This window comes from Gemmatimonadaceae bacterium (genome assembly GCA_035533015.1).
Classification (GTDB): domain Bacteria; phylum Gemmatimonadota; class Gemmatimonadetes; order Gemmatimonadales; family Gemmatimonadaceae; genus JAGWRI01.
Genome location: DATLUQ010000046.1, coordinates 1 through 20804, shown reverse-complemented (window position 1 = coordinate 20804; position 20804 = coordinate 1). Strand labels below are relative to the sequence as shown.

The window sequence follows — 20804 nt, the reverse complement described above, 5'->3', positions numbered from 1 at the left end:
CGGGGCGGGCGGGGGGCCGGGCTGCCCCCCCGCCCGCTTCCTCTAGGCGGGTCGAGCACCGGCGCTCAGCCGGTCTCGGCCCGACGGATCGCCAACCGCGCTTTCTCGCGCTCTCCCCATGTGGGCGCGATCTCGCGCGCCGCGGGAATGCACCGCGAGTTCGGCGTGGCGGCGCGGGGGTCGCCCATGGGCAGCCAGCCGGTGATGCAGCGAGTGAGGGCCGCCACCTCCTCGGGCGAGAGCACCGATGCGCGCACGGAGCCAGGGTCCGTGTCGCTGACGGGCCGGCCGATCCCGACGAGAGCCAGCACGGCATCGCGCGCCGTCGTGCGCTGCGCGTCCGTCTTGAGCTTCGCCGTGTTCTGGCGCACCTCGCCGCGATACATCGCATGCACCGCCGCTTCGACGTCGTGCACCAGCGTCACGAGCACCTGATTGATTTCGGTTTCCAGTGAGCTCATCGGTGTGATCCTCGCGGTCATCGTCGACCTGTTGACCATTAGGAAAGACCTGCCGTGCGGCACAAAGGTTTCGCGGTCGGCGTCCCGCGGGGACCAAACCAGCGGCAATTGGGTCCCCAACTCGCCGGTCTGCATTGCGTTATGCGGGGCGGAACCCCAATTTCCCGCACTGAACCAGCACCCGAGGGGACCCGTGACCCGAACATCTGTCCGTACGTTGGGACTCGCCGTGGGACTCGTCGTTGCGGCCTCCGCCGCCCACGCACAGCAGGCGCCCGCCGCAGCAACTGCCGCACCACAAGTAGGAGAGATGGCCCCGGACTTCACGATCCCCGGCGCCACCCGGTATGGCGTACTGAAAGACCCGATCCATCTCGCGGACTTCCGCGGCAAGACCGTGGTGCTCGCCTTCTTCATCCGGGCGCGAACCAAAGGTTGAACGGTCCAAATGGAGGCGTACCGTGATCAGTACGCCACGCTCTTCAACGCTGGGAAGAAAGTGGTCGTGCTCGCCATCAGCACCGATGCCGACACCACGCTCTCTTCATGGGCCCGCGACGCCGACTTCCCGATGCTGTTCGGCAGTGACTCGGGCGAAGCGGTGGGCAAGCTATACGGCGCTCAGACCGGCAAGAACTACGACAAGCGATTCCTGTTCGTGGTCGGGCCCGACGGCCGCATCACGTACCGCGTGGTGGGCACCGGGTTCAACGTGCTCTCGGCCGCCGCATACAAGGACATGCAGGCCGCGGTGGACAGCACGGCGGGGGTGGGTGGATCTGGCGCGCCATAGGGGCGCAGTGTCGCGCCGCAGGAACCGCGTGGCGGCAGCACGGGTCGAGCGGTGACCGCGCAGACCTCCTCGGAGTTGGTTGAAGCCCTGTTCCGTGCCGCCGTGGTGGGCGCCGATCCCGGCGCCGCCACGGCGCAAGCCGTCGAGAAGCTCTCCACCGCCCGCCACCAGCGGCTGTGGCTGTTCGCGGTGGGCAAGGCGGCGCACGCCATGGCGAGCGCCGCCACCGCGACGCTGCAGCGATCGCTGATCGCCATTGCGGGCGGCCTCGTGGTGGCCCCCGAGGACGCCCCGTCACCGGCGGCCACCATGGCTTCGGTGCGCGGCGACCACCCGGTGCCGGGCCGGCACTCGTTCGCCGCGGCAGCACGCCTGGCCGAGACCGCCGCCGGAATGAAGAGCAACGATATCGCCCTCGTGCTCATTTCGGGAGGCGCGTCGAGTCTCATCGGCGCTCCGCTGAGCGGCATGAGCGAGGCCGATTTCGCTCACCTGTACGAACTGGTGCTCAACAGCGGGCTCGACGTCCGCCAGATGAACGCCGTGCGCAAGCGGTTCTCACGCTGGGGCAGTGGCCGCCTGGCGCTGGCGCTGGCGCCGGCCACGATCCACTGCCTGGCCATTTCCGACGTCATCGGGGACGACATCTCGTCCATCGGCTCCGGTCCGTGCGTGGCGGACCCGTATACCGTAGCGGACGTGCTCGAGATCTTGCGGCACGCAAAGCTGTTGCAGCGCCTGGCACCGTCATTTCGCGAGCATCTCGCGGGAACGCAGCGCGGCGTCATCCCCGAAACGCCCAAGCAGACGCACCCCGCGTTTGCGCACGTGACGGCACGCGTGATCGTGAACAACCGCTCGGCGCTGGAAGCGGCCCGGGCCAAAGCCGTCGAGTTGGGAATCGCCCAGGTCACCGTGGCGGATGCGACGCTCGCTGGCAACGCTGCCGACGCGGGCGCGGCGATGGCGCGGGCCCTCATCGAGCGGCGCGCGCAGGCGGGTGGGCGCGCCTCGGTACTCATCTGCGGTGGGGAGACGACGGTCTCCATTCCGCACCCCTCGCTGACCCCCGGATTGCGGGCGCGGAGTGAGTCGGGGGCCATGCCGCCGGAGCCGCAACCCCAGGGTGGGCGCTGCCAGGAACTGGCGCTCTCCGCTGCGCGGGTGCTCGGCGAGGCCGGGGAGGCCGCGCGCGGCATCACGCTGCTCGCCGCGGGCACCGACGGCCGCGACGGCCCCACCGACGCAGCGGGCGCCTGGGTGGACGCGCACACCTGGGATGCGATTCGCGATGCGGGGCGCGATCCCGGCGCCGCGCTCGCCGCCCACGAATCGTACGCGGCGCTGGCCGTGGCCGGCGCCCTCTTGCACACCGGCCCCACCGGCACGAACGTGGCCGACGTCGTGATCGGTTCGATTGCCGCAGGCGCGTAACGTCGCACGCCGGCGCCTCGCTCCCCGCACTCCACACGCGTGACACGGCGCGCCTGCCTCATTGTGAATCCGGTTGCCGGCCGGGGCCGCGGCGCGCGCCTCCTGCCGCACGTGGCCCAGGCGTTCGCCGCCCGGGGGATCACCGACATCCGGCCCACCGTGGCGCCGGGTGACGAGGTACGGCAGGTACGGGCGGCGCTGGATGATGGATGCGACACGATCGCCGTGTTGGGCGGCGACGGCACGTGGAGCAAGGCGGCCGCCGAGTTGGTGCGTCATGGATGCCCGGCGCGGCTGGCGCTCATCTCCGCGGGCACCGGCAACGACTTCGTGAAGAATCTTCCCGAGCCGTCGGGCGCCATCGAGGCGATGGCGCGTCTCGTGGCTGGCGACGCCGAGGAGCGTCGCGTCGACATGGCGACGGTGGACGGCGAATTGTTTCTCAACGTCGCCGGATTCGCCTTCGACGTCGCGGTGCTCGCGCGCACCCAACGCACGCGCTGGCTGGCCGGCGCTGCCTTATACGCGGTGGCGGCGCTGCAGGAGCTGTTCGCCTACCGCGGCCTCGAGGTGGCCATCGACGATGCGCCCTACCCGTCGAGGTACCTGCTGCTCGCGTTCGCCAACGGGGCGCACTTCGGGGGCATGTTTCACGTGGCGCCCGGGGCGCGCATCGACGACGGGATGCTCGACGCGATAGCGATCGCCGACGTCGGGGCGTTGGGCCGGCCCGCGCTGCTCGCCCGCGCCGCCAGGGGCACACATCTGAGTCATCCGCGCGTATCGGCGAGGCGCGCGGCCACCTTCTCGCTGCGGTTCGCGGCGCCGCCGCTCTACGAGGCCGACGGCGAACTTCGCCGCGCCACGTCTACCCACGTTCGCGTGGAGAGCCGGCCGGGAGTGCTGCGGGTGCTGGTCCCGCCGGGGAGCGCCGGCTAGCCAGCCGCCCCGGGCACGGTCACCCTTCGGCCAGCGAGTGCCGCGACACCGGGCCGGTGAGCGTGCGGTCGCCCAGCGTGAGGTACAGTTCGCCGCCGGTGGCTGACAGGTCGAACTTCATCCGGCGTTCGAGGCGCTCAGCCAGTGCGGCGAGTAGCTCGAAGTCCACGCCGTGCACGTCGATCGCCTCGCGCCGGTGGATGCGTTGGCCGCTCAGTTGCCGCACGAGCGCCCGCGGGTCCCGGTGTGTGTACACGGCCACCCGCGGCGCGGCTTTGCTCGCCCGATGGAGGCGCGCCGCATCGGGCGTTCCGATCTCGATCCACGCCCGCAACGCGCCGGTGAGGTCACGTACCACGACCGCTGGCTCGTCGGGCTCCGCCAGCCCTTTGGAAAAGGCAATGCCTTCCTGATACTCCAGGCAGTACGCAATGACACGCGTGAGCAGATATTCGGACGTCTCCGACGGATGCTGGGCAACCTTGAAGGCGAGCGACTCGTACACGCCGCGGTCCACGTCGGCGAGCTGAATCTCGAAATTGTAGATCGTGGCGGAGAGAGCCATGGCGGGGGACGAGTCGATTGATGGACGTTCCTCAACATAGTCGGGGCCCGGCCGCTGCCGGCCGGCCACCCGGCGATCTTGCCCCACACCCTTCCTGCCGGTGTCCGGCGACTGCAACTTTCCCGCATGAGTAGGCAGCCTTTCACCGTGGGCATCATCCAGGACGCAGCAGTCGCTGATCCCAAGGCGGCGTTGACCGCGGCCACGGCGCGCGTCCGCGATGCGGCTGCGCGCGGAGCGCAGATCATCTGCCTCAAGGAACTCTTCAACGCGCCCTACTTCTGCAAGGTCGAGCACGCCGAGCGATTCAACATCGCCGAGCCGATTCCGGGCCCGACCACCGACGCGATGCAGCGCCTGGCCCGGGAGCTGGCGGTCGTTATCGTGGTGCCACTGTTCGAGAAGCAGGCGCCCGGGGTGTACCGCAACTCGGCGGCCGTTATCGACGCCGACGGATCGCTGCTCGGGGTGTATCGCAAGATGCACATTCCCGACGACCCGCTCTATCTGGAGAAGTACTACTTCACACCCGGTGATGGCACACCCGATGCGACGCTCGATGCGCGCGTGGCGGCGCAGGCCACGGGCTTCAAGGTCTGGAAGACGCGCTACGCCAACGTCGGCGTGCTCATCTGCTGGGACCAGTGGTACCCCGAGGCGGCCCGCATCACCGCGCTGCTCGGGGCGGACGTGCTGTTCTATCCCACCGCGATCGGCTGGCATCCGGCCGAGAAGGCCGAGTTCGGCGCGACGCAGGTAGATGCGTGGCGCACCGCGCAGCGCGCGCACGCCATCGCCAATGGCGTGTACGTCGCGTCGCCCAACCGCGTGGGCTTCGAAGCGGAGCCTGGCACCGCGGGTCTCGAGTTCTTCGGGCATTCATTCATCAGCGACCCCTTCGGTCGCCTCGTCGCCGACGCCGGTACGGACCCTGCGGTGTTGATTGCGACGTGCGATCCCACACTGATCGAGGAAACGCGCCGCAACTGGCCGTTTCTCCGCGACCGCCGCATCGATGCCTACGCCCCGATCCTCCAGCGCTACCTCGGTTCGTAAACGCACCACGCCCACCTCGCAGCGCCGGTTCCCCGCCGAGTGGGAGCCGCACGTCGCAACGTGGATCGCGTGGCCGCATCACGAGCCCGACTGGCCCGGCAAGCTCGAGGCGGTGCACTGGGTGTACGCCGAGATCGCGCGCGTACTGGCGGCGTGCGAGCCAGTGGAGATCCTGTGCCACAACGAAAACGTGCGCGCACGGGCGCGGGCCTTTCTGGCGGCACACGGGGTCACCGCCAACGTCCGGCTGCACCTGGTGCCCACCGACCGCGTGTGGCTGCGCGACTCCGCTCCCACGTCGGTCGTCCGGCCGGACGGCAGCGCCGAGTGGATGAACTGGGCGTTCAACGCCTGGGCGAAATACGACAACTTCTCCCGCGACCGCAAAGTGGGAGCGGCCATCGCGCGCCTCTCGGGCGTGCCCCGCACGGCGGCCACGCGCCCCGACGGCGCACCGATGGTGCTCGAGGGCGGCGCTATCGATACCGACGGCCGCGGGACGCTGCTCGTGACCGAGGAGTGCCTGCTCTCCGACGTGCAGGCGCGCAATCCGGGAATGACGCGCGCCGCGTACGAACGGGCATTCGCCGAGTGGCTGGGCATTCGCAAGACGATCTGGCTGGGTGAGGGGTGCGTGGGGGACGACACCCATGGGCACGTGGACGACGTGGCGCGGTTCGCCGCCCACGACGTGGTCCTGCTCGCCTACGAGGAAGACCCATCCGACGATAACCACCTCCGCTCCGTGGACAACTTGAAGCGGCTCGAGGCGGCGGGCGGCAGGAAGGGCGACTTCACCGTCATCAAGATGCCGTACCCGCGCCCGGTGATGATGGACGGCGTGCGGCTGCCGGCGAGCTACGCCAACTTCTACATTGCCAATGACGTCGTGATCGTCCCCACCTTCAATGACCCCAACGATCGCGTCGCGCTCAACATTCTCGCCGAGATCTTTCCCGCTCATCGCGTGGTCGGCATCCACGCCGTCGATCTGGTGTGGGGTCTCGGCACGCTGCATTGCCTCACGCAACAGCAGGTGCGCGGCAGGTAGCGCGGACGGTTTCTCGCAACAAGGAGTGCGCTATGGCCGGCAAGATGGTCACCTTCCCGATCAACGGACGCGACGGGTCCGGGTACCTCGCCACGCCGCCGCTCGGCTCGGGGCCGGGGCTGCTCGTCATCCAGGAGTGGTGGGGCCTCGTGGACCACATCAAGGACCTCGTCGATCGGTTCGCCGCCCAGGGGTTCGTGGCGCTCGCGCCCGACCTGTATCACGGCACGGTCACCAAGAGCCCCGACGACGCCGGCAAGCTGCTCATGGCGCTCAACATCGCCGAAGCCGGCAACGACATGCGCGGCGCGGCGAAGTACCTGTTGAGCCGCGACGACGTCACCTCGCGCCAGGTCGCGGCCCTGGGCTTCTGCATGGGGGGTCAGTTGGCGCTGTTCGCGGCCTGCGCACACCCTGATCTGGTCGGCGCCGCCGTGGACTTCTACGGCATCCATCCCAAGGTGGACCCCGACGTCACACAACTCTCCGGCCCCGTGCTCGCGCATTTCGGCAAGAGCGACCAGTCGATCCCCGCCGCGCAGGTGGAGGCGATGGTCGCCAAGGCGCACGCCGCCGGCAAGACGTTCAATGTCCATTGGTACGACGCGGGGCACGCCTTCTTCAACGACACACGGCCCACGGCATACAACAAGGTCGCCGCCGAGGCGGCCTGGACGCGTACGCTCGTGTTCCTCCGCGGCGTATTCAAGACCGCCCAGTAGCACCCGGCCACGGCGCGGTCATCGTGACCGTCGCTGCCGGAACTGTCGACCCCGGCGCCCGTGCCGCCGTCGGTGAAGTTGGTTACATTGGGTCCACTACAGAAGTACCCTGTAGCATACCCAGCACCGATGGCGACGACGCCATGCTTCGCCCTTCCCTACCGTCGTCCCCCTTCCTCTCGTGAAAAGGCTCCTCCCTCTCTTCAGTCTGCTGCTGATCGCCTGCGGCGGCTCCGGCTCCGGGGCGGTCGTGCGGTTCGGAGCGGCCGGTCCGTGGGATGAGGCGTACGGTGCGATGAACCGGCGCGGCATCGAACTCGCCTACGACCAGATCAAGGCACGCCCTGACTACGCCCAGCATCCCGTCGAGATCGATTGGCAGAACGACCACGCGGACGGCGAGGAAGCCACGAACATCGCCCACCATTTCGTGACCGATCCCGCTGTCGTCGCCGTGATCGGCCACGTGAATTCCGGCACCGAAGTCGCCGCGGCCAAGATCTACGACGCCGGCCACCTGGTCTCGATGGCCACCACGGCCACGTCGCCCGCGCTCACCGGCATCTCACCCTGGGTGTTCCGCGTGATCTCGAGCGACTCGATGAACGGGTTGCACATGGCCAAGTTCGCGGGCACGCGCCTGGGCGAGCGTCGCGCCGCCGTGCTCTACGAGAACAACGCCTACGGGCGCGGTCTCGCCGATGCGTTCCGCCGGAACTTCACGGGGACCGTCCTCAGCTTCGACCCGATCGCCGCCGATTCCCAGAACTTCGAGCCGTACGTGTCGTACATCAAAGGCGAGAATCCGGATCTCGTCTTCGTGGCCGGCACCGACGCGTCGGGCCGCGCCTTCGTGAACGAAGTGCGCCGCCAGAAGTTCGGCGTGACGCTGCTCGGCGGCGACGGATGGACCGGGCTGTCCGTGGACACGACGAGCGCCGAAGGCGTGTTCGTGGGCGCGCCGTTCAGCGCCGAGAACCCCGATCCGGGAGCGCAGAAGTTCGTGCACGAGTTCCGCGCCAAGTTCGGCCTCACCCCCGACGGCAACGCGGCGCTCGCCTACGACGCCACGAACCTGCTCTACGAGGCGCTCACCCGGGTGGGCCCCGACCGCGCCAAAATCCGTGATTATCTCGCTGGACTGAACGCGGCGTCGGCATTCAAGGGCGTCACCGGCAATATCTACTTCGGGGCCAACGGCGATCCGGTGGGCAAGACGGTGGTGATGACCATGATCCACAATGGAGCGCTCCGAGTGGTGGAGGGCTCGCCATGAAGCTGTCGCTCGGCGAGCTGGGCACGATCGGCGGCCGCCTCTGGGGTGGTTTCGGCATTCTCGTCGCACTGCTCGTCATGGCCGGCGCCATGGCCCGCAGCTCGATGTCCACCCTGGCCGACAACATGACCGCCACGCTCTCCGGCGTGCAGGAAGAATCGCGGCTGGCCGCGCAACTCTCGGCCGACGTCGCGCAGACGATCGAGGCCGGCGCCCAATATCTGGAGAGCCGCGACACGACGTCGGAGCGGGTGTTCCGCGACGAGGGCTGGGCGGCGCACGCCATCCAGCGCCAGATGAACGACCGCCCGGGACAGACCGCAACGGAGATCGGCGTGCTCGCGACGATCGATGCGCGATTGTCGGACCTCGAGATCAAGTACACCCTGGCGCACCGCCTGGCCGACCTCGGCCGCACCGCCGAGGCGCATCAGGAGGCCGCAAGCGCCCGTGCCGTCGTCGACCCCCTGCTCGCCAACATCAATCGCCTCGCCCAACTCAAGTCACAGAAGGTTGCCACCGCCGCGGCCTCACTCGCATCCGACACCAAGCGCCGGGCGAACCTGCTGCTCGTGCTCATCGGTCTGGCCGTGGTCATCGGCGTCACGGTGGTCGTGGTCACGGTGGGATCGGTGAGCCGCCCCCTCTCGGCACTGGTGGGCCACGCCGAGCGGCTGAGCCGCGGAGACCTCACGGCGCGCAACACCGCCCAGATGCCAGGCGAATTCCGTATTCTCGCCGACGCCATGAACCGCACCGGCGATTCGCTGTCGCGCGTCGTCGCGGCGGCCGCCCGCACCGCCGAGAGCGTGTCCAGTTCGGCGCACCAACTCTCGTCGGTTTCTGAGGAGATCGCGGTGTCGGCGAGCCACATGGCCAACGCCATGTCGGAGGTGTCGCACGGTGCCGAGACCCAGGTGTACCAGCTCCACGCCGTGGACGAGACCCTCACCACCGTGCGCAACGCGTCGGGTCAGGTCAAGGCTCGCGCCGATGAGGTGCAGACGCTGGCGAGCGACATCGAACGCTCGGCCACCGAGAAGCGCGCCGAGATCGAACGCGCCCTGGGCATCCTGGCCGACGTGAAGAACGGCGTGGAACAGGCCGCCGGCGAGGTCGCGGCGCTCAGCGCCGCCGCGGCCGACATCACACGGTTCGTGCACTCGGTGAGTCAGATCGCCGAGCAGACCAACCTGCTGGCGCTCAACGCGGCGATCGAAGCGGCACGCGCCGGCGACGCCGGCCGCGGCTTCGCCGTGGTGGCCGACGAGGTGCGCAAGCTCGCCGAGCAGTCACAGAAAGCGGCGCAGGACGTGGTCCAGATGACGAGCCTGGTCACGACGCGCGTCTCGTCGAGCGCCCGCGCCATGGAAACGGGCGCCTCCCGGGTGGGCGAGATCGAGCGCTTGTCGCGCGAGATCGACCAGGCGCTGCTCGTGATCGGCACCGCTGCCGCAAAGACCAAGGTCGCCGCCAGCGGCGTGTCGGCCGCCGCCGAGCAGAACGCCGGCGCCGTAGCCAGCGCCATCGCCGGGCTCGACACGATCGGCAAGACCGCCGAGAACCACGCCGCCGCCGCCGAGGAGGTGAACGCCTCCACCGAAGAGCAGAGCGCGGCGTGCGAGGAGATGACCTCGTCGAGTAACCTGTTGCTGCAGGAGAGCGTGGAGCTCAAAGCACTGGTGGGCGGATTGAAGACTTGAGGTTCGGCGCGGCGGGTGAGAATAGGAGGGTAGGAGAGTAGACGGCGTTACGCAGTTATCCGTCCTACTCTCCTACCCTCCTACCGTAGTTCTCAGTTCCCAGTCGCCAGCGGCGCCCCGTTGTTCACGCACCGCGCGTGCGGATCGGCCGGTTTGGGCTGGTCCACTACCACGCGATGGTTCAGGTCCGCCACCTTCACCGCCACATCGAACACCAGCTGCGACACGCGCGCCATGTGATCGTAGTCGATGTACTCCGGCTCGTCGGTCACCTGGTGGTAGTCGCCGTGAAGGCCCGTGGTGAAGAACGTGATCGGAATGCCGTAGCGGGCATAGTTGTAATGGTCGCTGCGGCAGTAGATGTTGTCGGCCTGGCCCGGTGCATCGTACCGGTAGTCGAACGCGAACGGCATCTTCTCCGTCTTGTTCACCGACTCGACGAGATCGCCGAGTTCGGTGGACAGCCGGTGCGATCCGACGAGCTGCAGATACGTTGGGCCGCCCACCGGCAGGTCGCTGGCGTCGCCGCGACCGTCCATGTCGATGTTCAGCTGCGCCACGATCGAATCGCGCGCCACGGTGGGATGATCGGTGAACCACTCAGAACCCCACAGCCCCTTCTCCTCGCCCACGTGCCAGACGAAGATGATCGACCGCCTGGGCTTGATCCTGCCCTTGGCGAACGCCTCGGCGAGTTCCAGCACCGTCACGGAGCCCGATCCGTCGTCGTCGGCGCCGTTGTCGATGGAATCGCGGCGAATGGGCCGCAGCCTGCGGACGCTGTCGAGGTTGAGGTGGATGTTGTCCAACGCCTGCTGCTGCTCGGCAGTTGGCCGCTGGCCGCGAGCGAGCATGCCGGTGATGGCGTACCGCGCCGCGTTGTACAGATGGAGCGAATCGTGATCCACCGGCGGACCCTGGCGAATGCCGATGTGGTCGTTATGTGCGCCGATCGCCACGTACTCCCCGCGGAGCGACGGATCGCTGCCCGGCAAGATCGCCACCACGTTGCGCGCCGGCGCCGGCTTCTCGTCGAACTTCGGGTTGCCCTTGACCGTCGCGCCGAGCGCGCCTTTGGTGGCCCGCGCCACGGGCATGCCGAGCAGCACCTCGGCCGCGTGCTCGTCGATCGTGAGCGTCGCCGCCTGTTCCGGCAGCGGCGCGGCGTCGGGATTCTTGAAGATCACGTTGCCCGCACGCGGACGAGCCGCTTTCACCGCGGCGTCCCAGGCTTCGCCCGTCTCGACCGTCGCGATCCCGGCCGCATCGGCCAGCGGATTGGCGCCGCCGCGGCCGCGCCCGAAGCCGCCGAAACCACGCCCGCGTCCCCGGCCGCCCGGGCGCGCCGTGAGCACGACCAGCCTGCCGCGCACCTGATCGGCGGTGAGTTGCGCCACCGTATCGCCCTGTTCGCCACCGAAGATCACCTGTGCGCCATCGATGGAGCGCGGATCACCGCCGCGTCCGGGACTGACCACGAAGTCCGTGAACGCCTTGAGCCGCGTGCCTGCCACCGCGATCGTCGAGGCCGGATCGAGGGACCGCTGGAACACAGGCAGATTCTGGAAATACGTGCCGTGGTCACCCGCCGGCTTGAGGCCGAGCGCCTTGACCTGGCCCGCGATGTAAGCCGTCGACTTGAGGTGCCCGACGGTGCCGGTCTCGCGGCCCTGCATGGAGTCGTCGGAAAAGATGTACAGCCGCGTCATGAGATCGCTGGCCGAGATGGCGGCCGTGGTCGGCTGTGGCTTGTGCTTGAGCGGAAGCTGCTGCTCCTGGGCCGCGAGCGCGGCGGGCAGGACGAGCATGGCGCACACGCGCCGGAGGATAGGAGGGGGGGTCACGGGGCGTTCCGGTTGGGGTAGGGACTGACGTACAGACTACGCGGCGGGGGCGTGGGATGCTGATCGGGATAGGAGAGTAGGCGGGTAGGAGGGGAACTGCATCGGAACCGTCAACGTGTTATCGTCACGCGGTACGCCGTCCGACTGTCCTACCGTCCTACCATTCCCAGGCGCACGAATGCACATCGAGACCACCGCTGTCCACGCGGGCCATGCCCCCGACCCCGCGACCGGCGCCGTCACGCCGGCCATCCAGCTCTCCACGACCTTCGAGCGCGCCCCCGACGGTGGCCTGCCCAGCGGCTACCTCTACACCCGCAACGACAACCCCAACCGGCACGCGCTGGAAACGTGCCTCGCGGCGCTCGAAGGGGGAGTCGATGCGGCCTGTTTCGCGTCGGGATCCGCGGCCGCCATGGCCCTCTGTCAGGCGCTGGAGACCGGCGCCCGTGTCGTGGCCCCCGACGACGCGTACTATGGCACAATCAAGCTCATGCGCGAACTGTTCGCCCGTTGGGGTCTGGAACTCACGCTCGTAAATATGACCGACCTCGCCGCCGTGCGGCGCAGCGTGGATTCGCGCACCAGACTGCTCTGGGTCGAGACCCCTTCCAATCCGCTCGTCCGCGTGGTGGACATCACCGCGCTCGCCGAACTCGGCCGCGCCGCTGGCGCCCATGTGGTAGTGGACAACACGTGGGCTACGCCGGTGCTCCAGCGCCCGCTCGAGCTGGGCGCGCACATCGCACTCCACTCGGCCACCAAGTACCTCGGCGGGCACAGTGACGTGCTCGGCGGCGCCCTCGTGACCGCGCAGGCCGACGGGTTCTGGGAGCGGGTGCGCACCGTGCAGGCCACCGGGGGCGCCGTGCCGTCACCTTTCGACTGCTGGCTCACCCTGCGCGGCATCCGCACGCTCCCCTGGCGCATGCGCGCGATGACCGAGAACGCAGGGCGCATTGCTGGCTGGCTGGCGCATCAGTCCGCGGTGAGCGCCGTGCACTATCCGGGCCTGCCGTCACACCATGCGTACGCGCTGGCCGCGCGACAGATGAGCGCTCCGGGCGCCATGCTCAGCTTCGAAGTCGCAGGCGGACGAGAGGCCGCGGCCAGGGTCATCGGCGCGGTGCGTTTGATCACGCGCGCCACCAGCCTTGGCGGCACCGAGTCGCTCATCGAGCATCGCATTCTCGTGGAACCGCCCGACACCAAGACGCCGCCCGGGCTGCTCCGGCTGTCGGTTGGCCTCGAGCACGCGGATGATCTCATCGCCGACCTCGACGCCGCGCTCACCGCGGCCACGCGATAGCCTGCCGGTATGAGCGAACCCGCCAAGGCGGTGCTGCTGCTGAGCGGAGGTCTCGATTCCACCACCGTGTTGGCCGTGGCCAGGTCGAAGGGCTACTCCGTGTACGCCCTCTCGTTTCGCTACGGCCAGCGCCACGTGCATGAACTCGACGCCGCGCGCCGCGTGGCTGCCGCTTACGCGGTGGCCGAGCACGTGATCGCCGACATCGACCTGCGGGTGTTCGGCGGCTCGGCGCTCACCGGAACCGAGCCGGTGCCCAAGGACCGCGAACCCGCCGAGATGGGCGCCGGCATCCCGATCACGTACGTCCCGGCGCGCAATACGATCTTCCTCTCGTTCGCCCTGGCCTGGGCCGACGTGCTCGGCGCCCGCCGGATCTTCATCGGCGTCAACGCGCTGGACTATTCCGGGTACCCGGACTGCCGCCCCGAGTACATCGAGGCGTACGAGCGCATGGCGAATCTCGCTACGCGCAGCGGCGTGGAGGGCACCGCCCCCATCCGCATCAGCACGCCGCTGATCGACCTATCAAAGGCCGACATCATTCGGCTGGGCAGGTCGTTGGGAGTCGACTACTCCCTCACCACGAGTTGCTATGATCCCGACGCACTGGGCGCGGCGTGTGGCCACTGCGACGCCTGCCTGCTGCGGCTCAAGGGATTTGCCGAAGCTGGGGTGAAGGATCCGGCGCGGTACGCCGGCGGTTGACACCACGAATGACGCCGCAACCGGAGGCTGGGAGCGGTCCGCCGAGAGCCTGCGTCCTGCCGTTCGACCCCGGCGCTCCGTAATATTCTCTCGTGTACACCGTCCGCGAAATCTTCTACACCCTGCAGGGCGAGGGCTTCCACGCCGGCCGCCCCGCCGTGTTCTGCCGGTTCAGCGGCTGCAATCTCTGGTCGGGGCGCGAGGCCGACCGCACCGCCGCGATATGTAAGTTCTGCGACACCGAGTTCGTGGGCGTCGGGCCCGACGGTGGGCGGTTCGAGACGCCCGACGCCCTGGCTAGCGCCGTCGCCGCCCGGTGGCCGCGGACTGCGGCCGCACGCGGGCGCCCCTACGTGGTATGCACCGGAGGGGAGCCGCTGCTCCAGCTCGATGCCCCGCTCGTCGACGCCCTGCACGCCCGCGGCTTCGAGGTCGCGGTGGAGACCAACGGCACGCTGCTCGCGCCGCCCGGGATCGACTGGGTGTGCGTGAGCCCCAAAGCCGACGCCCCCCTCGTGCTCACGCACGGTGACGAACTCAAACTCGTGTATCCGCAGGCCGGCGGCGAACCCGACCGTTACGCGGCACTCGACTTCGCGCACTTCTCGCTGCAGCCGATGGACGGGCCGCACCTCGAGGGCAACACGCGGGCGGCACTCGCCTACTCCCTCGCGCACCCGCAGTGGCGGCTGAGCCTCCAGACACACAAAGCGCTGGGCATCCGGTAGCTCCCGGCACAAAGGTTCCCTCCCCCGGTTGACCGCACGCGTCGAACCGCGCCATCTTTCATTGTCCTTTCCCGTAGCCAGGTCCGTCCCTGGCTTCGTGTTTCGCCACGTTCCGTCCCGCTGGCATGCGCATCCACCTCGCTCCGTCCACTCGCTCCACGCGCGCGCTGCGTGCCGCCAGCCTCGCGCTCGCGGCCGCTCTCCTGTGGGTGCCGGCGGTGCGTGCTCAGGACCCAGAACCGGTGGCTGCGTCCCGTACCTCGATCGCGGTCCCGGGGTCCAAGCTCAGTCATCTGCTCGACGCCGCGGCGACCACCGACGGCCCCAAGCCCTTCGCCCGGTTCACCGCGTCGGCCGACGCGATGCGCGACTCGATCGTTGCCCTCGCCCGCGCCCAGATCGGCACACCCTACGTGCGCGGCGGTGCGTCGCCCGAGCGGGGCTTCGACTGCAGCGGCCTTGTGAAGTACGTGCTCGGCCTGCTCGACATCTCGGCCCCCCGCACCGCGCGGCTCCAGGCCCGCATCGGCGAGGCGGTGCCCCGCGACACCAGCGAACTCAGACCCGGCGACCTGCTCACCTTCGGCCGCTCCAAGCAGGGCGCCAGCCACGTGGCCATCTACGTGGGTGACGGCCGGTACGTCCACGCCAGCGTCACTGCCGGCCGCGTCATCGAGACCACGTTCGACCGCCGCAACGAGGCACTCGTGCGGGTATGGCGCGGCGTGCGCCGTATCTTCGAGCCCGTCGCCGACAGTGTGAAGAAGGGCGAGGGCTGATCGCCCTCGCCCCGCGCACCGTTCGCTGATCGTCGCCTGGCGCGCTAGCGGTACACCACGACCAAACCATTCGGCGCGCGCGTCCAGCACGGACCGGTTTCCGGCTGCGCGGCCGACGTGCCGTTCGGGTTCGGCGCCGGCGTCACACCCTGCGGCACCGGCTGCGTCGCGTGGGGCTGCACGACCTGGCCGTGGACGGTACCCGCGCCATCGCCTCGCTGCCTGAGTCGCTGCACCGAACACTGCTGCGGCACCAGCGTGTAACCGAACCCGAAGTTGGCATACACCCGCCCGTCCGAGGCCACGGTCACCGGCACCGAGGTGTAGAAGGCCGGCTGCCCGTAGACGTTCGGATAATACGCCCGCGGCGCCAGCATGGCCGGAGCCGGAGGTGCCGGCGGAATGGCCGCACCCGCCGTGGCTTGCTGCGTGCGCGGCGGCGGGGGTTGTGGCGGCAGCGGGCGCCCCTGGGCCAGCGCCGACCCCGAGAACAGTGCCGTCCCGGCCGCTGCCAACAGCATCATTGTGCGTCTCTTCATAGCACCTCCGGATCCCGTCCCCTTCCCTTTACCCTACCCTACCGGATCACACCGGGCAACTCGAGTGCGCAAGGCAAACGCGCGGGGAGCCGGAGCCCCCCGCGCGTCAACTGCCATGCGGGTAACGAGTTACCGCGGCGGCATCAGGTTGTCGCCACCGGCCACGATTACGAACTCGTCGCGGCGGTTCTGCGACCAGCACGACTCTTCGTGCTCGGTGCACACCGGCTTCTCTTCACCGTTGCTCACCATGTCGATGCGTCCGGCATCGATGCCCTTGTCCACCAGATAGCGGCGCGCCTGCTCCGCTCGGCGCATGCCCAGCGCCTGGTTGTACGTGTCGGAGCCCCGCTCGTCGGTGTTCCCCTCGATGCGGATCCGCACATTGGGATTCGCCTGCATCACCGGAATCTTGGCGTCGAGCGCGCTCTTGGCGTCGTCGCGCAGATCGTACTTGTTGAAGTCGAAGTAGATCTTCGCCTCGAGGGCCGTCTTGAGACGCGCGGCTTCTTCGGCCCGCGCGCGGTTGGCCGCATCGATACTGTCCTGCCGCGCCCGCGCTGCCGCGTTGATCGAATCCTGCCGCGCCCGCTCACGGGCTGCGTCGGCGGCCGCGATCGAATCACGGCGCCGCGCGGCGTCGATGCTGTCCTGGTTGATCACCACTGGCTTGGGCGCTGCCACGGGGGCCCCTTCGCCGCCAAGCCGGAAGCTCAGTCCCGCGCGCAACTCCAGGTTGGAAGAACGCGCGGCGTTCTTATTGGTGGCGTTCGGCGCCGTCGGGAACGAGAACCGCTCGTCGGCCGGGTTCTCGACGTACTCCACCAGCCCGTCGAACCGCAACGACACGGTGTTGTTCAGGTTCCAGCGGTATCCCAGGGCCGGCGACAGCGAGAAGTCGCGACCACCGTCCACGGTCTCGCCGCCGAACCCGACGCCGATCAGGACCTCGTTTCCGCTCACCGGCAGATTGTACGTCACGCGGGCGGCGTAGGTCTGATAGCTCTTGTTGCCGGTGCCGATCCGCGGAGCCTCCACGCCAAGACTGGACGAACTCAGATCAGCCTCGAGTTCCCAGCGCGGGGTCACGAAGTAGCCCAGGCGGCCACCCAGTCCCAAGCCGTTCTTGAGTGCCCAGGGGGTGTCCATGATTGTGAATTGCCCAAACGCACCGAGTTCCACCGGCCCCGGCTTCTGCGCCGCGGCAGCGGATGAAAATAACAGTGCGGCAAGAGCTGGAATCATCACGCGACTTGGTTGCATACGTACCGATCTCCAAAGGAGTAAGTGCACAAATCCGCGCCGATTCGCGCGAGCTGGCAATGGTTCTAAACCATTGCTGCGCGCGCCTTTCCTCCACTCCGGGAGTGTCGGTTGGCGCGTCGGCCGGCCTACATGTCCGGCCGGAATGGCCATAAGAGCTTTGTGCGTAACACCTTGTCCATGGCTCCTGGCTCGATAAACGTCACCAGCATTCGGGTTGCGGTCAAGCCGGGGAAATTCGTATTGACGAATTCCAAATGCATGCGGACTGGCCAACAATGCTAGCGGGAGGGATCCGCGTTTCCGCCGTCTGCCACGTACCGCCACGCCCCCAGCGGCTGCTCAACCCAGATGGTGAGGTACTTCCCCGTGCCGACAACCCCACCCCGCACGGTGAACGTATACCGCCCCACCGTGAATCCCATGTCAGCGGAGTTCGCCGCGTCACCCGCCACGGCGCGCCAGGAGAGGCTGCCCTCGCCGGGCGCCATGTGCTCGGCGCGAATCGCCGCGGGGCCCACCACGAACCGTGACCCGGCAAAGGTCATCGCGTCGGGCGCCGCGAAGGTCCCGAACGCATGCGCCAACCCTTGATGCAATGCGTCTGCCGAGAAGACACTGTCGGTGGATTCGAGCACGTGCGCCAGCGAATCCCGGCTGGGGAAGTCGTGGAGCGGCCGTGGCCCGCCGGCGTTGACCAGCACCGGTCCCTTCGCCGGGGGCGGCCCGATCTCGGCGTACGCCTGCACGCGCCACGCCCCATCCTCCTGCCGCCGCCAGAACGCGATGTAGCGGTCCAGCCGGACCGTCGCGTGCTGGGTGCCGGCGCTCGAGCTCGACGCGGCAATGCCCATGGTGTAGGCCACCGTGCCATCGTTCGACACGCCCACCCGCACCGGCTGCCAGCGGAATGACATGGCGCCGGCCGGGAGCGCCGAGGCGAGCATCGCGCGAACGCTCAACTGGCCGAATGCCATTGGCTGTCCGCCGCGCAGGTACACGACGTCGGGGGCGAGCGTCGCCATCATCCCGTCCAGGTAGCCCAGCCGAGCCACCGAGTCGGTGCGCGCCGCGTCGGCAGCCATCACCGAGTCGGCGAGGGCGGGGTTGGCGGCTGGCCGCACGGTCGCGGCACCGTTTCCCGGCGAGGCAGTCGCTGGAACCCGTGCCGGCTGCGACGCCGACGCGCACGCCGCCGCGAGCGCCCCCAGTGCGAGACGACTGTGCAAACGCATGCTTCGATGGTATGGTAGCCGGGAAGTCCGCGCCAGCCGCTCGCGAACTGAATCGTCGGGACCGAGGTATTGAATTCGTAAATCCTTGGCCCCAGCCCTCGCCTCTTTGGAGAACCACGTGGGTATCGCCTCTCTCGCCTCTGGGACCGCGCGGGCGTGAGCGCGGGTATGGTGACCGGTATCCGCGCCGCGCTCGAGACCCCGGGGTGGATCGCGTCCAAACGGCTGGCCGAGCTATTGTCGCTGCCGGCCGACGCGCCGGCCGTACCGCGCCCCGAACCGGGCCGCGCCCTCAGTGCCGCGCGTGGCGCGTTGCGCGCGCTGTCGTGGATACCCGGCGGACGCTGGCGCACCAGTTGTCTCTACGAGAGCGTAGCCGAGTGCCTCACGCTCCGGCGGGCGGGGGTGCCGGCCGCCGTGTGCATCGGGGTGAAGCGCGAAGCGGCGGGCGCGGGCCAGGCGGGGATCGCCGCCCACGCCTGGGTCGCCCGCAACGAGGCAGACACACGGTTTCACGGGTTCAGCACGCTGGCCGTGCTGGAGGAGTTGCGGGAGCAGCGGTAGGGACCTCTGCGGTGCGGTATAAGACAACTGAAACTTGCGCTGTCGGACCCGTGGTACGGCGCGCCGGCGTCCGGCCGTGGTGCTCTTCCGCCTGGCCGTTTCCGGCCGTATGCTCCGCCCTCGCGACGCCGGCTCACCCGCCCGCCACGAGGAGACGACCCTGCCCGAGTCACCCGCCCGCGCTCCGAATACCACGCGCTTCCGTCCGTACCACTGGTTGGCCGTGGTCCCGATGCTCGGGCTGCTCGGCGGACTTCCCTTCGTCAACCGGGTGGAGCCGTATGTGTTGGGGCTGCCGCTCCTGATGGCGTGGATCGTGGGCTGGGTAGTGGCAACGTCGGTGGTGATGGGGGTGATCTACCGGCTCGACCGCGCCCGGAAGCGCGATGGGCGATGACCGCGCCGCTCGTCATCCTCGCCGTCACGTTCGCCGCGGCCATCGCGCTCGGTCTGCTGGCGCGGCGCGGCCACACGATGGACCTGGAGCAGTGGAGCGTGGGCGGCCGCGGGTTCGGCACGATCTTCGTGTTCCTGCTCATGGCCGGGGAGATCTACACCACCTTCACCTTCCTCGGCGGCAGCGGGTGGGCCTACGGCAAGGGCGGGCCGGCGCTGTACATCCTGTGCTACGGTGCGGCGGCGTACACCATCTCGTACTTCCTGCTGCCCGTGGTGTGGCGGTACGCGCGCGCCAACGGGCTCGTGTCGCAGGCCGATTTCTTCGCGTCCAAGTACGAGAGCCCGGCGTTCGGCGCGCTCGTGGGACTGGTGAGCGTGGTGGCGCTCGTGCCGTACCTCGTGCTGCAACTCAAGGGCTTGGGCATCATCGTGTCCGAGGCGTCGTACGGCCGCGTCTCGCCAACCGCCGCCGTCTGGGCCGGCACGGCGGCCCTCGTGCTGTACGTGGTGGTGTCGGGCGTTCGCGGCTCGGCATGGACTGCCGCTTTTAAGGATATTTTAATACTCAGCGTGGCCGTGGTGATCGGCGTCTATCTGCCCGTGCACTACTACGGGGGCTACGGCGCGATGTTCCGGGCCATCGACCGGGCCCGCCCCGGGTTCCTCACGCTTCCCGGCGCCGGAATGAGCCCGTCCTGGTTCATCTCCACCGTGCTGCTCACGGCGGTGGGCTTCTACATGTGGCCTCAATTTTTCGCCGGGTCGTACACCGCCAAGCACGAGGACGTGTTCCGCAAGAACGCGGTGATCCTGCCGCTCTACCAGCTCATCATCCTGTTCGTATTCTTCGCCGGGTTCGCGGCCGTCTTGCAGGTGCCGGGGCTCAAGGGTGCCGCCGGGGACCTGTCGCTGCTGCGCATTTCGGAGCAGACCTTCGCGCCGGGCTGGGTGGGGGTGATCGGCGCCGCGGGGCTGCTCACCGCGCTCGTGCCGGGCTCGATGATCCTCGTCACGGCGGCGACCATCCTGGCACAGAACGTCTATCGCGTGGCCGTGCCCGAGGCGACCGACCGCACGGTGTCGCTGCTCGCGCGCGCGCTCGTGCCGGTGCTCGCATTGGCCGCCGTGGGGCTCACGCTGCGTGGCGGCGAGGCCATCGTGCCGCTGCTGCTCATGGGCTACAACGTCGTCACGCAGCTCTTCCCGGCGCTGCTGTTGAGCCTGGGCGAGCGGCCGCTCGTCACCACGATGGGCGCCGTGATGGGGATCGTGGCCGGCGAGGCGACGGTGGCCTATCTCACGCTGAGCGGTGCGTCGGTGGCCACGCTCGCGCCGTGGGCGCCTCAGGCGGTGAAGGATCTCAATGTGGGGATCGTGGCACTGGCGGTGAACTGCGCGGCACTGGCCGTGGTCACCGCGGCGACGGCGAGGCCGGC

Annotated in this window: 22 protein-coding genes; 16 read left to right on the top strand and 6 right to left on the bottom strand. The window is 69.0% G+C overall.

Translation table 11 applies throughout. The features are described from left to right. Positions 1 to 65 precede the first annotated feature (65 nt). Positions 66 to 461, bottom strand: a complete 396-nt coding sequence (locus tag VNF92_08800; protein HVA57975.1) for a hypothetical protein — start codon at positions 459 to 461, stop codon at positions 66 to 68. Between the two features lie 310 nt (positions 462 to 771). Between VNF92_08800 and VNF92_08795 the strand changes: the two genes are divergently transcribed. The 4 genes from VNF92_08795 to VNF92_08780 are packed head-to-tail and all read left to right on the top strand — an operon-like array spanning position 772 to position 3627. Beyond that, positions 772 to 900 carry a hypothetical protein gene (locus VNF92_08795; protein ID HVA57974.1) on the top strand — a complete coding sequence of 43 codons (129 nt, stop codon included), beginning with the start codon at positions 772 to 774 and terminating at the stop codon, positions 898 to 900. A 9-nt stretch (positions 901 to 909) separates the two neighbouring features. Then, a complete protein-coding gene (locus tag VNF92_08790) occupies positions 910 to 1254 on the top strand; it encodes a redoxin domain-containing protein (protein ID HVA57973.1) in 345 nt (114 codons plus the stop codon). 51 nt (positions 1255 to 1305) lie between these two features. Further along, positions 1306 to 2688: a DUF4147 domain-containing protein gene (locus VNF92_08785; protein HVA57972.1), complete on the top strand. Its 1383-nt coding sequence runs from the start codon at positions 1306 to 1308 to the stop codon at positions 2686 to 2688. Positions 2689 to 2727: 39 nt separating this feature from the next. After that, positions 2728 to 3627, top strand: coding sequence for a diacylglycerol kinase family protein (locus tag VNF92_08780; GenBank protein ID HVA57971.1), 900 nt, complete (start codon positions 2728 to 2730; stop codon positions 3625 to 3627). Between the two features lie 19 nt (positions 3628 to 3646). Here the strand turns inward: VNF92_08780 and VNF92_08775 are convergent, their stop codons facing one another. After that, complete coding sequence (locus VNF92_08775; GenBank protein ID HVA57970.1) at positions 3647 to 4192, bottom strand: YaeQ family protein; 546 nt, start codon at positions 4190 to 4192, stop codon at positions 3647 to 3649. A gap of 126 nt (positions 4193 to 4318) precedes the next feature. On the opposite strand from VNF92_08775, the gene VNF92_08770 reads away from it, so the two are divergent. From VNF92_08770 to VNF92_08750, 5 genes are all read left to right on the top strand, one after another. Next, positions 4319 to 5248, top strand: a complete 930-nt coding sequence (locus tag VNF92_08770; protein ID HVA57969.1) for a carbon-nitrogen hydrolase — start codon at positions 4319 to 4321, stop codon at positions 5246 to 5248. Next, positions 5208 to 6299 carry an agmatine deiminase family protein gene (locus VNF92_08765; GenBank protein ID HVA57968.1) on the top strand — a complete coding sequence of 364 codons (1092 nt, stop codon included), beginning with the start codon at positions 5208 to 5210 and terminating at the stop codon, positions 6297 to 6299. The genes VNF92_08770 and VNF92_08765 overlap by 41 nt, the downstream gene beginning before the upstream one ends. 32 nt (positions 6300 to 6331) lie before the next feature. Beyond that, on the top strand, positions 6332 to 7021 hold the full coding sequence (locus tag VNF92_08760) for a dienelactone hydrolase family protein (GenBank protein HVA57967.1): 690 nt from the start codon (positions 6332 to 6334) through the stop codon (positions 7019 to 7021). 181 nt (positions 7022 to 7202) lie between these two features. Continuing rightward, the gene (locus tag VNF92_08755; GenBank protein HVA57966.1) at positions 7203 to 8297 is read left to right on the top strand and encodes an ABC transporter substrate-binding protein; all 1095 of its coding nucleotides are present in this window, start codon (positions 7203 to 7205) and stop codon (positions 8295 to 8297) included. Further along, positions 8294 to 10000: a methyl-accepting chemotaxis protein gene (locus VNF92_08750; protein HVA57965.1), complete on the top strand. Its 1707-nt coding sequence runs from the start codon at positions 8294 to 8296 to the stop codon at positions 9998 to 10000. The genes VNF92_08755 and VNF92_08750 overlap by 4 nt, the downstream gene beginning before the upstream one ends. Before the next feature lie 92 nt (positions 10001 to 10092). On the opposite strand, the gene VNF92_08745 is transcribed toward VNF92_08750, so the two are convergent. After that, positions 10093 to 11844 carry a M28 family peptidase gene (locus VNF92_08745; protein HVA57964.1) on the bottom strand — a complete coding sequence of 584 codons (1752 nt, stop codon included), beginning with the start codon at positions 11842 to 11844 and terminating at the stop codon, positions 10093 to 10095. A gap of 178 nt (positions 11845 to 12022) precedes the next feature. Between VNF92_08745 and VNF92_08740 the strand changes: the two genes are divergently transcribed. The 4 genes from VNF92_08740 (at position 12023) to VNF92_08725 (ending at position 15368) form a co-directional block, all read left to right on the top strand. After that, on the top strand, positions 12023 to 13153 hold the full coding sequence (locus VNF92_08740) for an aminotransferase class I/II-fold pyridoxal phosphate-dependent enzyme (GenBank protein HVA57963.1): 1131 nt from the start codon (positions 12023 to 12025) through the stop codon (positions 13151 to 13153). Positions 13154 to 13162: 9 nt separating this feature from the next. After that, the gene (gene queC / locus VNF92_08735) at positions 13163 to 13861 is read left to right on the top strand and encodes a 7-cyano-7-deazaguanine synthase QueC (GenBank protein HVA57962.1); all 699 of its coding nucleotides are present in this window, start codon (positions 13163 to 13165) and stop codon (positions 13859 to 13861) included. 92 nt (positions 13862 to 13953) lie between these two features. Further along, on the top strand, positions 13954 to 14589 hold the full coding sequence (gene queE, locus VNF92_08730) for a 7-carboxy-7-deazaguanine synthase (GenBank protein HVA57961.1): 636 nt from the start codon (positions 13954 to 13956) through the stop codon (positions 14587 to 14589). A 125-nt stretch (positions 14590 to 14714) separates the two neighbouring features. After that, the gene (locus VNF92_08725) at positions 14715 to 15368 is read left to right on the top strand and encodes a C40 family peptidase (protein HVA57960.1); all 654 of its coding nucleotides are present in this window, start codon (positions 14715 to 14717) and stop codon (positions 15366 to 15368) included. A gap of 44 nt (positions 15369 to 15412) precedes the next feature. Here VNF92_08725 and VNF92_08720 read toward each other — a convergent pair whose 3' ends face one another. The 3 genes from VNF92_08720 to VNF92_08710 form a co-directional block, all read right to left on the bottom strand. Then, a complete protein-coding gene (locus VNF92_08720; GenBank protein ID HVA57959.1) occupies positions 15413 to 15907 on the bottom strand; it encodes a hypothetical protein in 495 nt (164 codons plus the stop codon). A 129-nt stretch (positions 15908 to 16036) separates the two neighbouring features. After that, the gene (locus VNF92_08715; GenBank protein HVA57958.1) at positions 16037 to 17152 is read right to left on the bottom strand and encodes an OmpA family protein; all 1116 of its coding nucleotides are present in this window, start codon (positions 17150 to 17152) and stop codon (positions 16037 to 16039) included. A gap of 299 nt (positions 17153 to 17451) precedes the next feature. Beyond that, positions 17452 to 18294: a hypothetical protein gene (locus tag VNF92_08710; protein HVA57957.1), complete on the bottom strand. Its 843-nt coding sequence runs from the start codon at positions 18292 to 18294 to the stop codon at positions 17452 to 17454. A 267-nt stretch (positions 18295 to 18561) separates the two neighbouring features. Between VNF92_08710 and VNF92_08705 the strand changes: the two genes are divergently transcribed. The 3 genes from VNF92_08705 to VNF92_08695 all read left to right on the top strand — a co-directional run. Continuing rightward, complete coding sequence (locus VNF92_08705) at positions 18562 to 18969, top strand: lasso peptide biosynthesis B2 protein (GenBank protein ID HVA57956.1); 408 nt, start codon at positions 18562 to 18564, stop codon at positions 18967 to 18969. A 109-nt stretch (positions 18970 to 19078) separates the two neighbouring features. Next, positions 19079 to 19366 carry a DUF3311 domain-containing protein gene (locus VNF92_08700; protein HVA57955.1) on the top strand — a complete coding sequence of 96 codons (288 nt, stop codon included), beginning with the start codon at positions 19079 to 19081 and terminating at the stop codon, positions 19364 to 19366. Then, positions 19363 to 20804, top strand: a 1442-nt coding sequence (locus VNF92_08695) for a sodium:solute symporter (protein HVA57954.1), incomplete at its 3' end; no start/stop codon positions are given. The genes VNF92_08700 and VNF92_08695, both read left to right, overlap by 4 nt.